Source organism: Sediminibacter sp. Hel_I_10 (assembly GCF_000688335.1).
Lineage (GTDB): Bacteria > Bacteroidota > Bacteroidia > Flavobacteriales > Flavobacteriaceae > Psychroserpens.
Genome location: NZ_JHZX01000001.1, coordinates 442989 through 457065, shown reverse-complemented (window position 1 = coordinate 457065; position 14077 = coordinate 442989). Strand labels below are relative to the sequence as shown.

The 14077-nt window shown below is 37.3% G+C and carries 16 protein-coding genes; 8 read left to right on the top strand and 8 right to left on the bottom strand.

From position 1 onward, the window contains the following. Positions 1–51: 51 nt before the first annotated feature. From P176_RS0102000 to P176_RS0101980, 5 genes are all read right to left on the bottom strand, one after another. On the bottom strand, positions 52–408 hold the full coding sequence (locus P176_RS0102000; RefSeq protein ID WP_026753130.1) for a hypothetical protein: 357 nt from the start codon (positions 406–408) through the stop codon (positions 52–54). Further along, positions 405–2813, bottom strand: coding sequence for a penicillin acylase family protein (locus tag P176_RS0101995; protein WP_026753129.1), 2409 nt, complete (start codon positions 2811–2813; stop codon positions 405–407). The genes P176_RS0102000 and P176_RS0101995 overlap by 4 nt, the downstream gene beginning before the upstream one ends. A gap of 83 nt (positions 2814–2896) precedes the next feature. Further along, positions 2897–3193, bottom strand: a complete 297-nt coding sequence (locus tag P176_RS0101990) for a DUF721 domain-containing protein (protein ID WP_026753128.1) — start codon at positions 3191–3193, stop codon at positions 2897–2899. Between the two features lie 35 nt (positions 3194–3228). Then, entirely contained in the window at positions 3229–3651 is a 423-nt protein-coding gene (locus P176_RS0101985; RefSeq protein ID WP_037348632.1) for a lipocalin family protein, read from the bottom strand. Positions 3652–3660: 9 nt separating this feature from the next. Continuing rightward, positions 3661–4740: a DNA replication/repair protein RecF gene (locus tag P176_RS0101980; RefSeq protein ID WP_026753126.1), complete on the bottom strand. Its 1080-nt coding sequence runs from the start codon at positions 4738–4740 to the stop codon at positions 3661–3663. A gap of 121 nt (positions 4741–4861) precedes the next feature. Here P176_RS0101980 and P176_RS0101975 point away from each other — a divergent pair, with 121 nt between their 5' ends. The 8 genes from P176_RS0101975 (at position 4862) to P176_RS0101940 (ending at position 11341) form a co-directional block, all read left to right on the top strand. After that, entirely contained in the window at positions 4862–5629 is a 768-nt protein-coding gene (locus P176_RS0101975; protein ID WP_026753125.1) for a tol-pal system YbgF family protein, read from the top strand. A 29-nt stretch (positions 5630–5658) separates the two neighbouring features. Beyond that, entirely contained in the window at positions 5659–6144 is a 486-nt protein-coding gene (gene ribH, locus P176_RS0101970; protein WP_026753124.1) for a 6,7-dimethyl-8-ribityllumazine synthase, read from the top strand. A gap of 160 nt (positions 6145–6304) precedes the next feature. Beyond that, a complete protein-coding gene (locus P176_RS0101965; RefSeq protein ID WP_026753123.1) occupies positions 6305–6526 on the top strand; it encodes a hypothetical protein in 222 nt (73 codons plus the stop codon). Positions 6527–6530: 4 nt separating this feature from the next. After that, positions 6531–6818, top strand: a complete 288-nt coding sequence (locus P176_RS0101960) for a hypothetical protein (protein WP_026753122.1) — start codon at positions 6531–6533, stop codon at positions 6816–6818. After that, positions 6818–8671 (top strand): DNA mismatch repair endonuclease MutL, encoded by a 1854-nt coding sequence (gene mutL, locus P176_RS0101955; RefSeq protein WP_026753121.1) that lies wholly within the window; start codon positions 6818–6820, stop codon positions 8669–8671. The genes P176_RS0101960 and mutL overlap by 1 nt, the downstream gene beginning before the upstream one ends. Before the next feature lie 9 nt (positions 8672–8680). Then, positions 8681–9430, top strand: a complete 750-nt coding sequence (locus P176_RS0101950; RefSeq protein WP_026753120.1) for a rhomboid family intramembrane serine protease — start codon at positions 8681–8683, stop codon at positions 9428–9430. Next, a complete protein-coding gene (locus P176_RS0101945) occupies positions 9430–10305 on the top strand; it encodes a rhomboid family intramembrane serine protease (RefSeq protein ID WP_026753119.1) in 876 nt (291 codons plus the stop codon). The genes P176_RS0101950 and P176_RS0101945 overlap by 1 nt, the downstream gene beginning before the upstream one ends. A 4-nt stretch (positions 10306–10309) precedes the next feature. Then, on the top strand, positions 10310–11341 hold the full coding sequence (locus tag P176_RS0101940) for an endonuclease/exonuclease/phosphatase family protein (protein WP_026753118.1): 1032 nt from the start codon (positions 10310–10312) through the stop codon (positions 11339–11341). A gap of 68 nt (positions 11342–11409) precedes the next feature. On the opposite strand, the gene P176_RS0101935 is transcribed toward P176_RS0101940, so the two are convergent. The 3 genes from P176_RS0101935 to lepB all read right to left on the bottom strand — a co-directional run bounded on the left by P176_RS0101935 (position 11410) and on the right by lepB (position 14020). Next, on the bottom strand, positions 11410–11724 hold the full coding sequence (locus tag P176_RS0101935) for a DUF6122 family protein (protein ID WP_026753117.1): 315 nt from the start codon (positions 11722–11724) through the stop codon (positions 11410–11412). Beyond that, positions 11721–12341 (bottom strand): WbqC family protein, encoded by a 621-nt coding sequence (locus P176_RS0101930; RefSeq protein ID WP_026753116.1) that lies wholly within the window; start codon positions 12339–12341, stop codon positions 11721–11723. The genes P176_RS0101935 and P176_RS0101930 overlap by 4 nt, the downstream gene beginning before the upstream one ends. 98 nt (positions 12342–12439) lie before the next feature. Beyond that, positions 12440–14020 carry a signal peptidase I gene (gene lepB, locus P176_RS0101925; protein WP_026753115.1) on the bottom strand — a complete coding sequence of 527 codons (1581 nt, stop codon included), beginning with the start codon at positions 14018–14020 and terminating at the stop codon, positions 12440–12442. Between the last annotated feature and the right edge of the window lie 57 nt (positions 14021–14077).

Sequence of the window (14077 nt, the reverse complement as noted above, 5' to 3'; positions counted from 1 at the left end):
ACGGCTTCGCTTTTTTATTGATATATAGCTATGATCTAGCTTTGTAACTGATTAGCGTTTTACAAATACAACATTGCATTGTTTCCCGAAAATGGCTGCTATTCCTGCGGCTAATCCACCTATTAGTCCTGTGACTAAAATCAATAGATAAGGATTTCCACTTAAGGGTAGTAATACGGCAATCTTTTGAGCCAATATAAAATCATTGTTTGCACTCACAACAAAAGCATAGAGGGACCAAAATAAAAGTATGGCTAAAAATGGTACAAAAAACACCGAAGCTTTACTTAGGCTAAAAAAAAGAGCCGAAATAAAGCCAGCAATCATTACAGACCACCATGGTAAAAACAGTGATAAAATTATCGCCAAAAATACTGTCATTATAAAATTGATGCTTATTTTTTTCATTTGGTCAAAGTTTGTGTGGCAATTATGTTTTCGTTACTCTTATAATTCTGTAAGAACAGCAATTGATGGTAATTTCCTGCAGCCCAATCATCAATAAAATTATCATAATAACGACTTCCTGGATTGCCAGATTGACCTCCCGGATAGATTCCTAGGGCTACTGGCGGCGAGCTCATTTCAACAATCATGCGCCATGATGGCCCATGATTTTCAGATGTGGCGTTTACAATGCTGCGTCCACCACCAATCGGTAGGTTAAAACGTGAAAATGCAGGTAAACCTTGTAGCAAGTGCCCAGCATAAGTCGCTTTATAGGCTTGCCAATTATAATCTCCATGTTTAGATTCCCACTCGAGAAGTTCTTGTGCTGTAGCCTTAAAGGTAGTTAAAAATAGGTCCTTAGCGGTTTCTCTCTCTGGGGTAGAAACAACATCCATAAACTCATTTTCAGAATCATTTTTAAGTAAATAAATGGTTTGGTAGGTAAAAGGAGCTTCAAGCGCCACATTTTCTACATCAAATTCATCCCAAGTGAGATCGTAGAGTTTAGTCCACCACATATCCCAAATACTTGGTCCCAAAGCCTCAATAGTATTGTTAAAATCCCAAGCTTGTATTTGAGCGTAGATTTCTTTTTCTTCGGAAGTCAAAGTTGACACATCCATCGTTTCAAAGATAAATGGTAAGAGTTCAGCAGCCTTTAAATTATAGTTGTTGTTATGAAGGGACTTGAAGTCCTCTACAGTGATGTTGTTCTTGCTTCCCAGAAAATCATTGATCACGCGATTTCTATAGGTTTCGTATCCGTCGTTAAAAACATAAAAAGGATAGTTCTCATCAACGGGGTGCTGGTTGGCAGAACTCACAAAGCCGCGTTCAGGGTTTTTTGTGTGTGCATTAAATTCCATAGGAATAAAACTTTGCCAGTCGTTATAAGACTTGCTGCCATCCATTAAAAATTTTCCTTGACCTTTCCATTTGTTTGGAAAAAGACCTTGTACCCAAAGTGCTATATCACCTTGGGTTGATGCGAATACAAAATTTTGAGCTGGAGCAATAAAATGCTTTAAGGCTTTTGTATAATCGTTGTAGTTTTTGGCCTTGTTAAGTTCTAAAAAGGTGAGCTGACTATTGCCTCCAAGATGCCCTATCCACTTCATTGCATATCCTGCACGTTCATTATCACCTTTAAAAGTATGGTCATAACTTACCGGACCATGATGGGTGTAGATCACGCTGTCTAAAACGGTTTCAGAATCACGTACTTTAATTTCCTCTACTCTAAGAGTGCTAGCTTTCCATTGATCGTCATATTTGTATGCAGATCTCGAAGTGTCTTTAAATTCAATTTTATACCAATCTAAAACGTCTCTAGTAGCATTGGTTACACCCCAGGAAATTGTATTGTTAAAACCTGAAATCACACCTAAAGCTCCAGGAAGTGTAGCACCCATAACATTTTGATTAGGTGTGCTTAATTGCATGACGAACCAAATGGATGGTAGGTTGAGTCCTAAATGAGGATCATTGGCAAGAATGGGATGTCCAGAAGCAGATCTTTTACCAGACACAGCCCAATTATTGCTACCGTTGTCTGGATTTGGTTTCTCCATAGTCTCTGCGATAGAATCTAATGGTAGTTCACTCTTTGGAGTTTCAGTCATTTTTGTATCAATATAGCTCCAATCCGTATCTTTAGGAATCACAGGATCGTTGATATCAAAAAAGTCTGGAAAAAGTAAATCAAACTTCGCTTTTCCGAAGAGACGAAGCGCATTGGTATATTCTAAATCACTATCATGCCCAGCGAGCATCTTCGTCATGTACTGAAGTAATAGCGCTGTTTTTTTGGTTGTCCATAATTCTGGTTTGTAGTTGAGCAGTTTGTATTCTACTGGCAAATCGGCATCTGTAAGTTGGTTAATGTAGCTATTAATGCCATCGCGATAGGCCTCCACTAACTTAAACGACTCAGGGCTTGCCTTCATTTTTTCCAAAGCTTGCTCAGCACCGTATCCCATACCTATACGTCGTTGTTGGCGATCGTAATCTAAGGCACCTTCCCCAATAATTTCAGAAATACGACCAGCAGCGGCATAGGTTTGAAATTCCATTTGCCATAATCGGTGCTGTGCGGTCACAAAGCCTTGAGCTCTGTAAAGATCTGTATCATTTTGTGCAAAAATATGTGGGATGAGTTGCTCATCATAATGCACGGTGACATCCTCTAATAAACCATCGATTTGAATAGTGCCATCAATATTGGTTTCGGAATCATTCTGCCAAATTCCCGTAGTGGGATTTAGAAATTTTCCCATCGGGGGAGCGCTTCCTATCTTTGTGTTTAAAGCGTAAAAAACACCAATTACGAGAATTAGGGAGAGGAGTAATTTTATAATTTTCATGTGGATGCTAAAGGTTGTGTAATTTAAATTTCAAGAGCAGAGGTTGTACTGATGATTTAATTGAAAGTTCTAAAATAATGGGTTTATCTTAAAACAAGCTTTTTAATGACGTTTTTGCCAATAGACTCGTTGAGCATGTCCACAATTTTTTGTTTGCCATAACTTAACTCCTCGCGAAGTACGCTAGAACTTAGGGCTACGTATAAAGTGTCTCTATCTAATTGAACGTCTGTAGTATAATTATTAACGCCATTGCCCATCATTTTGTTCCAAGCTTCCCTAACATCTACTTTGTCAAGACCAGCTTGAAGTTTGTTAGATTCCACAAATTCTTTGAGAATGTCGCTTATGGGCATATTATCATTATGTCGTTTAGCCATAACTGGAGATTTAAAACAAGGACGATAGCCTTTATCTAGTTAATATCAATAGGTTCATAATGCTTATAAAGGTACAAATCTTTATTGGCATTTATGATGAGCATTTCCTTTTCGTTGGCATTCAAAATCGTTTCTTTCCACGCCGAATAGGGGGTTTTATAATAGATGTTCAAACTGTCATTTTCAATTTTGAGCTCAAAGGTTTCCATGCTTTTAGAGGTCTCATAGTTGCCAAAAAGATTGGGTTTTAGTTTTTTTCTGAAACCGCTCATATTATCGGTAACTTCAATATAATCTATAGTATCGCTAAAATTATACTCTTTTTTAACACCTTCGGAAAGTGTAACCTCTTCAATTTGCCAATAGCCATCTAAGTGAGGGATGAGGCTTTCAGGGTCTTTGCTGCAACTAAAGAGCGTTAAGGTTAAGATTAAAAATAAGGGGTTTTTGTAATTCATTATATGAAGTTAGAGTTTAAAAATCTTATAGGATTGATGTACTTGTTTGACCACGTTTTCGGTTCTTTCAGCATGCGTATCACTAATAAATAATTGTCCGAAATTTTCATCATCGACTAGACCAATAATTTGTGCCACACGGTTTTCATCTAATTTATCAAAGATATCGTCTAAAAGCAATAGAGGAGTAACGCCACTTTGTTCTTTTAAAAAATCAAATTGCGCCAATTTCAATGCGATTAAAAAGGATTTCTGCTGCCCTTGACTACCAAATTTTTTAATCGGGTACGACTCAATTTCAAAAATAAGATCATCTTTATGGATGCCGACGCTTGTATACTGCAAGGCCTTATCTTTGTTAAGGTTTTTGGCTAGAAGATCACTGAGCTTGTTTTCAAATAGATGTGAGTCGTATATTAAATTAACTGCTTCATTATTATTGCTTATGGCCTTATATCTTGCTTTAAAGATGGGGATAAAGGTTTCAAGAAAGGCGCTTCTTATCTCAAAAATCTCCGTTCCGTAGGTATTTAACTGTTCATTATAAACCGCAATGGTCTGCGCGTTATAGGTGTTGTTGACGGCAAAATATTTCAGTAATGCGTTTCGCTGTGCCAGTACCTTATTGTAATTGATAAGATTGGTCAAATAGCTTTTATTGCTCTGCGAAATGACGCTGTCTATAAATTTTCTTCGGGTAACGCTACCCTCAATGATGAGGTCACGGTCGGCGGGTGAAATAATGACTAGGGGAATAAACCCGATATGATCGCTAAATCGCTCATAAGCTTTCCCATTACGCTTGATCATTTTCTTTTGTCCGCGTTTTAAAGACACGATAATCTTTTCTTTTTTCTCATTTTTCTCAAAAATACCGTCCACCACAAAAAAGTCTGAATCGTGATTGATATTTTGCGATGCAATGGGATTAAAGTAGCTTTTTCCAAAGGATAAATAGTAGATGGCGTCCAAAACATTGGTTTTTCCTACACCATTTGCACCAACAAAGCAATTTATTTTGGTGTCAAATTCAAAATCTTCACTTTCGAAATTTTTATAGTTAACAAGGCTTAGCGTATTTAAAATCATAAAAATGGGAGGAGATATCTGTTTTAAGGCTTGGGTAGACCAAGAAGGCATAAAAATAACAAATAATTTACCTTTTAAATCCCAATAAAAATTTTATTTTTGCGGGCACAAATAACGAATCATGGCATCATACAAGAAAAGAGGATATAAACCCAAAACTGAAAAGGAAAAGATTGAGGTTGAAGAAGAAAACTCAACAACAGCAGAGGTTTTTAATAGTCTAGACGAAGGCGCAAATAAAGCCGAAGACTGGGTTGGTGAAAATCAAAAAGGGATCTTTATTATTATTGGGGTTGTCGCTTTAGTAGTTTTAGGCTATTTAGGTTATGATAAGTTAGTTGCTGGGCCTAAGGCCGAGGAGGCAATGAACGAAATGTACACCGCTCAAAAGTATTTTGATGAAGCCGTTACAGGAGAATCTAAAGATTCATTGTATACATTGGCCATCAACGGAGGAGAAGGTAAATACGGAATGGTTGATATTGCTGAAGAATATAGCAGTACTCCTGCAGGGAATTTAGCAAACTACTATGCTGGTATGGCGTATTTGAACTTGAAGGATTATACCAAAGCGGTTCAATATTTAAGTGAATTTGAAACTGATGATGCCGTATTGGGACCTGTTGCAAAAGGAGGCGTTGCTGATGCCTTTGTACAGTTAAACCAATTAGAGGATGCTTTAGGCTATTATGAGCAAGCCATCTCGGCGTCTACAAATGATTATACCACACCAATGTATTTGTTTAAAGCGGCAAACGTTGCTTTAACATTAGGTAAAAAAGATAAAGCTCTAGATTATTTCAAGCGTATTCAGAATGAGTTTTCTGATGCTGACCAAGCTAAAAACATTGAGGTTTTTATTGGTAGAGCAGAGGCGAGTACTAAATAAATACATCACTTTGCTTAAACGCAAACTATATGGCAACTGCAAATCATAATTTATCCAATTACGATAAGAACACAATCCCAAATGCGAGCAACTTTCGATTTGGGATTGTTGTTTCAGAATGGAATCATGAAGTTACCGATGGCCTTTTTAAAGGAGCTCAAGAAGCGCTCCTAGATTGTGGTGCATTAGAAGACAACATTTTAAAATGGGATGTTCCTGGTAGTTTTGAATTGATCTACGGAAGCAAAAAAATGATTGAGCGCCAAGTAGATGCGATTATAGCTATTGGTTGCGTTATTCAAGGCGAAACCAAACACTTTGATTTTGTTTGTGAAGGTGTGACCCAAGGGATCAAGGATTTAAATGTAACTTCTGACACCCCAGTTATTTTTTGCGTACTTACAGACAATAATATGCAACAATCTTTGGATCGTTCTGGAGGAAAACACGGGAATAAGGGTACTGAGGCAGCAATAGCTGCCATAAAAATGGCCCATTTGCGTAGAACGTTCTAAGGAACTTCCTACAGAGGCTCATGCAAAAGGGATGAGATTTTTTTTAATAGCTCTTTTGAATATAACTTCCCCTGTTCTGTTAACAATTTTTAGCAGTTGAGCCGCCTATTTTACTGGTGAATTCTGTACTTTTGAAAGAACACAAATTTCGAATTTTGTAGTGTCTTTATTTCAACAACGTAAGCCAAAACGCTTTCAATACATTCCGCGAAGCGAAAAAGATTCCGAAGACGATAAGGCCGAAAGCCTTAAATCGCACTGGAAGTCTGTTAGAAAACAAGGTAAGCGTAAGGGTCAATCTAAAACCTTGCCCGTATTGTTGATTATTTTAGGTATGATAATTGCATTCTGGTACCTACTAACACGTTACGAAATCACATGACATTATGGGAATTTTAAGCACTAGAAAAAACAAGAAATACAGTTATACACCGCGCTACTACAAAGGTGATGGTAATCCGTACGAATTAAAACATAAGTTTGATGATTTTCGGGTAACCGCGGGGAGTAATAAGGGTATAAAGACGAAATTCAACAATGCTGTAGATGATTATAAGCACAACCAAGATACAAGTGGTGCTAATCGGAGGGTTTTAATTATTATAGGGGTTTTAATATTGGCCTTTTTATTCATTATTGATTTCGATCTTTCCATATTTTCTAATAACAACTAATGGCAGATATTATTCAATTGCTACCCGACCATGTAGCCAACCAAATTGCGGCGGGAGAAGTTGTACAACGTCCGGCCTCTGTAGTCAAAGAACTTTTAGAAAATGCCATTGATGCAGATGCAGCGATGATTAAGCTGGTGGTAAAAGATGCCGGTAAAACATTGATTCATGTTATAGACAATGGTAAAGGCATGAGCGGCACAGACGCCCGACTTAGTTTTGAACGTCATGCCACTTCCAAAATACGCTCTGCGGAGGATTTATTCAGTTTAAACACCAAAGGATTTAGAGGCGAGGCACTTGCCAGTATAGCGGCTATTGCACATGTTGAGTTAAAATCTAAGCAAGAGGAAGATGAGCTTGGGACCCATATAGAAATTGAGGGCAGTGAAATTAAATCGCAAGAGGTGACGGTAACCCCAAAGGGAACTTCAATTGCAGTAAAACACCTATTTTATAATATTCCGGCCCGACGCAATTTTCTAAAATCGAATACGGTCGAGCTAAGACACATTATTGATGAGTTTCACCGTGTAGCCCTAGCGCATCCAGATATTACCTTTTCTATGTACCACAATGGAAGTGAGAGTTTCAACCTTCCTAAGAGTAATTATAGACAACGTGTGGTCAACATCTTTGGAAATAAGGCCAATGAAAAGCTGGTTCCAGTTGAAGAAGAAACGGAAGTACTTAAGATCTCAGGCTTTGTGGGAAAACCAGAATTTGCAAAGCGCACAAAGACCGAGCAGTTTTTTTTCGTGAATAATCGATTTATTAAGAGCGGTTATTTGAATCATGCTGTAAATGCTGCTTATGACGGACTCATAAAAGACGGAAGTCATCCCAGTTATTTTTTAAAATTAACGGTTGATCCCAAAACGATCGATATCAATATACACCCAACAAAAACAGAGATTAAATTTGACGATGAGCATACGTTGTATGCCATTCTAAGATCTTCTGTAAAACATAGCCTCGGACAATTCAATATAGCTCCTGTACTTGATTTTGATAGAGACTCCAACTTAGACACACCATATACTTACAAACAACGCCAAGCTATCACGCCTTCAGTGGAGGTAGATCGGGATTTTAATCCGTTTCAATCTGGAGCATCTATGAAGGTGAGCCCCATAAAAACATTTAAAAGGGAACCCGTAGGTCAATGGGATAGTTTGTATGTGGGTTTAGAATCTAAGGGTACGCAAACACATTCTAATTTTAACGAAGTTCAGTTTGAGAGTCAATCTCATGATGGTGCTTTGTTTAATGATGAAACCTCTTTAAAAACAGCAAATACCACTTACCAACTCCATAATAAATACATTATAAGCACCATAAAGTCAGGGATGATGATTTTAGATCAACATCGTGCACATCAGCGGGTGTTGTATGAAGGTTTATTAAAAAGTATGACCATTAAAGAAGCGGTGAGTCAGCAATTGCTATTTCCTTTGCAGTTGCAGTTTTCTACTACTGAAATGGAACAATTAAAGGAGCTTCGGGAGGATTTAGAACATACTGGATTTGTGTTTTCTGAGTTTTCAAACGCAAACGTTGAGATTACTGGTGTGCCCATTAATGTTTCAGAAAGTGAAGTAGAACGTATTTTAGACCAACTCCTTAGTGACGTTCAGGATGAAGTACCTGATGCAAATTTTAGTGCTACCGATCTTTTAGCAAAATCTATGGCAAAGAGTTTGGCTATTAAAACAGGACAGTCTATGACAGCTATGGAACAAGAACATTTGGTAAACAGTCTGTTTGCTTGTAAAGCGCCATCTGTGGCGCCAGACAATAGAGTAACCTTTATTACGATGAGTGTAGAGGATTTTGATAAAAAATTTATGTAGCTAGTTATGATGAGAGGAATTACAGATGCCGTTAAACATTTGATCATTATCAATGCCATCATGTTTGTTGGTACGTTGACTATAGGGGGAGGGGAGCTGTTCTATCAATGGTTCGCACTTCATTTTCCCAAAAACGACTTGTTTCAGCCCTGGCAAATAGTAACCCACATGTTTATGCATGGTAATTTTATGCACATTCTATTTAACATGTTTGCCTTATGGATGTTTGGTACTGCCGTAGAGCAAGTATTGGGATCTAAAAAGTTTTTGTTTATTTATTTTTCTGCTGGATTAGGAGCCGTTTTGTTTCAACTGGGATTCTATTACTTTAACTATCTTCCGATTTATGCAGATTTGGTTGCATCAGGATTAACTGAAAGTCAAATTGTTCAAATGTTTACTTCAAACGAAACGATAAGCACCGTTACTCAAAATCAGTTGGGCTTGCTTAAGCAGGCTTATCCTATTTATAATGCGTCAATGGTTGGAGCTTCAGGGTGCATTATGGGAATTCTTGCCGCTTTTGGAATGATGAATCCCAATGCAAAATTGATGCTCATTTTCTTACCAATTCCTATTAAGGCGAAGTATTTTATTCCAGGTATTATTCTGTTGGATGTGATATCGGCTATTTCAGGACAGTCCTTTTTTAGCCCGAGCAATACCGCTTACATGGCTCACATTGGTGGAGCTCTTACAGGCTTTTTTATCATGTGGTACTGGAAACGCACACAGTTCAATAAAAACCGCTGGAACTAATGGCATCGCTGTCAAACGACATATCAAACAAATTGAGAAACCTCAATGTTCTTGAAAAGATCATCGCCATTAACGTATTGATTTTTTTAATAGGTTTGATTTTAGGAACTTTACAAGGGTTGCCTAGAGGTTATTCTTTACGATGGCTAGAGTTACCCAAGGATTTTTTCGATTTCCTTTTGAGACCTTGGTCTATCTTAACTTACGGATTTACGCATTACGATTTTATGCATATATTATTCAATATGCTGGTGCTTTATTTTGTGTCCCGAAGTTTGTTGAATTTGTTTTCTGCGAAACAGACCTTAAACATCTACTTTTTAGGTATTATATCTGGAGGTTTCGTATATCTATTGGTTTATAATGTACTGCCTTCGAGCATGCATGCTTCTGTAGGATCTTTAGTTGGGGCCTCAGCAGGAGTCAACGCGCTTTTGATTTTTTTGTGTACCTATTTGCCCAATAATGAAGTACGCTTTTTTACCATTAATATCAAGCTTTGGTACATTGGTGTGGCTATTGTGGTCTTTGATGTTATTGGACTCTTTGGCGTAAATCAAGGCGGTAAATTAGCCCATCTGGGAGGTAGTCTTTTGGGATATCTGTATGCCACACAACTCCAAAAAGGGATAGACATTGGCAGCGGTTTTGCGAAACTGACAGACAGCATTTCAAATTGGTTTAAACCAAAGTCAAAGCTCAAAACGGTGCACCGCAACCAATCAAAAGGTTATGCCGGCTACAACAAAAAGGAATTTAATGAGTTGAACAAGCAGAAAAAGATTGATGCCATTTTAGATAAAATCTCAAAAAGCGGTTATGAAAGTTTGACCAAAGACGAAAAAGCGATTCTTTTTCAAGCGGGCAAAGACTAAAAATATGGGCAAATTAAAGGCTTTTGAAAAGGTAATGTTCCTCATCAATTCCTTGATGGCTTTTCTATTATTGATGTCTTACATTCTCCCTTATGTCCCACCAAAACGCTTTGCATTTATTTCGGTATTGAGTTTAGGAGTTCCGTTCTTAATCATTATCAATATATTGTTTGTAATCTATTGGTTGTTTAAGGTTAAAAAGCAATTGCTTCTTTCGGTTTTAGCCCTAGCTATAGGTTATATTTATTTATTATCCCTTTATAAATTTTCGGCTTCTAAACATGTTGATGATCAAGAAAATATTTCGATCATGAACTATAATGTACGCTTGTTCAATGTGTTTAAATGGATTGACAACGATAATATAAAACAGCATATTTCAGATTTTATAAGTGAGCAAAATCCAGATGTGTTATGCATTCAAGAGTATCGTCCTGATGATGAAATTATTCTTAAAGACTACTTTAAGTATGAGCAGTTATCTGGAGATAAGGTTAAAAATGGGCAAGCGATTTTTACTAAATTTCCGATAGTGAACTCTGGATCCATTGAGTTTCCTAATACGTCTAACAACGCCATTTTTGTAGATATTGTAAAAAACAAGGACACGTTAAGAATTTATAATGTGCACTTACAATCTCTAGGAATTGATCCTACGGTTGAAAAATTAGCTCAAGAAGATTCTGAAAATTTGGTGAGACGTGTAGGCAATACCTTCAAATTGCAACAAGAACAGACGGAGCAATTTCTTCAGCATAAAAATGAATGCCCGTACCAAATGTTAATTTGTGGTGATTTTAATAATACGGCCTATTCTTATGTTTACAAAGAGGTAAAAGGTGATTTAAGAGATGCTTTTGTTAGAGCAGGTAATGGTTTTGGTAGAACGTTCGATTTTAAATTTTTTCCTGTTCGTATAGACTTTGTCTTGGTAGATGATGGCTTCGATATTAATGCCTTTAAGACCTATGATGTCAAATACTCAGATCACTATCCGGTGATGGCAAAAGTGAAGCTGAAACAGCCTAAACTTTAATGTAACCTCACAACTCATCTTGCTTTCCCATTTCCGCAGAACAGAACAATAAAAAGAATTTTAAAAAATTAGGACATCAACTGGCAGTCTACCAAATCTGCTAAAATATGTATGACAAGTCCTAAGCCGATCCATCTGGTTTTCTTCGGAAATACTAAGATGACATAAAAAGCTATGGCGTAATAGGAATGAAGAGGATGAAAGCCAATACTACAGCGGTTAGGATCTAAAATTGGTGTTGCCAATAAATGATCGACATCAATGAGAAAGCCACAAAGCATGATCAAATAGGCCTTAATCCATTTTGGTTTGTAAAACATTATGGCGGCCAATAATGGACCAAAGACGTGAATGCCGTAATGTAGGACGAAACGTAATGTCATAGTTTTACGGTCTGTTTGTTAAGATAGAGCTCTGTACTAGGACCTTCATTAAACAGTAAATCTAAGATGCTTAAATTAGATAGGAACCCATGTTTTTGTTCGAAAACTTGAGGGTATCTTGTAAAAGATTGCGGTATTTCCTTTCTAGAATTGGCCAACGAACGAGCATCTAAACTATGTTGCGTTTCTAACTCAAATTCTGTAGTTGTAGTATAACGTAATGGAAGCTGTAAACAGTCAAACACTAAGGTGAGGCATTTTAAATTAAACGCCATGAGATTGGTGAATTCTGTTTTAAAAAGTGGCAAAAGATCATCAATATAATATTCAAAAAAAGGAGAGGTGCTATAGGCAGACTCTAAAGATTTTAAATGTTGTAATTGCCAATTTTCCATATTGGATATGGCAACGTCTTTATACAATTGACGGTTTTTTTGAGAGTAGATTACAGGGATGTTTAAATCTAACCGGCCATTGGAACCGTAGATAGAAGTACGATTTCTATAGGTTTGCTTTTGATAATTATCACAAATTTCAAACACAACTGCTTCTGCCTTTAGCATTGCTGCCACATGGGCAACATTTGGAAAATAGGTAGGATGAATCAGCGTTTGCATTAGGATTGAATTAAAAATGCAGGTTAGATTTGATTTCGATTTGCCTTTTGATTGGAGTAAAAGTTAACAATCAAAAGGCAAAATGAAATGTCTATTTTTTAGGCTTTATTGCGCTTGCGCCATTTTGTATATCCAAAGATAACAGCGATCAATATTAAAAATGGTATTAGAAAGGACGTGGCCTTACCGCTGCCACTTACCGTAGTAAACCAACGTTCCCATCTTGGGTTTTTCAGTCCATCCCAGCTCATCCAGATGAGTACGGGCTTACCAACCACGTGGTCAAAAGGTACATAGCCCCAGGCTCTCGCATCAATGGAGTTGTTTCGGTTATCTCCCATCATCCAATAATAGTTTTGTTTGAAGGTATAGGAGTCTGCAGGCTTACCGTTAATAGTTATTTGGTTACCATTTACTTTGAGATCGTTATGTTCGTACTCTTCGATAATACGTCTGTAAAGTGGTAAGACTTCAGTATTTAATTTCACCGTTTTTCCTTCTTCTGGGATATAGATAGGTCCAAAATTGTTGTAGCTCCACGGGTATTGAGGCGCTCTAGGAAATAAGTTCTGGTTTAAATCTGGCGGGGTAATTCTTTTCGTAATGCTAGCAATATTGGGATGATCTTTCGCTTTTGCAGCATTGGTCTCTGTAGCTTGTACAAAATAGGTCTCTTTTTCAGGATCAAAACCAATGCGGTCTGTAATATCGTAGCGTTTAAGAATACGATACACTTGTTCATCTGAGCTAATCTGACCTTGGAAGGTGATGTCAAAAGAGAACTGTAGTTGTGCTCTTTCTGGCAACTCATTCTTTTTTCCGTTGATATAAACATAACCGTCCTTAACTTGTAATGAATCTCCTGGTACACCTACGCAACGCTTTACAAGGTTGGTTTTTTTATCTATGGGCTTGTAATAATTTCGGTCTGGATTGAAATTATTCATGTCCAACAAGGTATCTGCTGGTTGATTAAAAACAACAATATCATTACGTTCAATATCCTCAAAACCTGGCAATCTCATGTAAGGGAGTTGCAGTTTGTTTTTCCAAGAGGTCTCGTTCTCATCCTTATGGTCATTAAAAAGGTAAGACTTGACGTTCAACTTAGGAATGGTATCGTGCACCATCGGCATGGCCACGGTGGTCATAGGGACTCTAGCACCGTAATTGACTTTGCTCACAAATAAGAAATCACCCACTAACAAAGACTTTTCTAATGAAGAACTAGGAATTGTAAACGGTTGAACAAAGTAGGTATGTACAATTGTTGCTGCCACAATTGCAAAGAGAATAGAGCTTACCCAATCTCCAGAGCTGGATTTAGGATGTAAGTCGCGATTTTCAATATGGCTTACGTCAGCGACGTAATTGAGATAAAAATTGTAGAACCCCAGAGACACTATAGCTAATAGGGTATCTTGGTAGGTGTTTTTGCCAAAGCTTCTTGCTGTTTCAACCCAAACCACAGGGAACATAATCAAGTTGACGATAGGAACAAACAATAAGATGGTCCACCACCAAGGTCTGTTGATGATTTTCATTAAGATGACAGCATTGTAGATAGGAACAAATGCTTCCCAAGCGTTTGTTCCTGCTTTTTTATAAAGTTTCCAAGTCCCAAGACCGTGAATGATCTGGATAATGAGAATAAATATTAACCACTGTGTGAATGTCATATCGAAAAATTGATTTCTGAGTACAAGCTATAAATTAAAAGTAGCCGTAGCATTGCA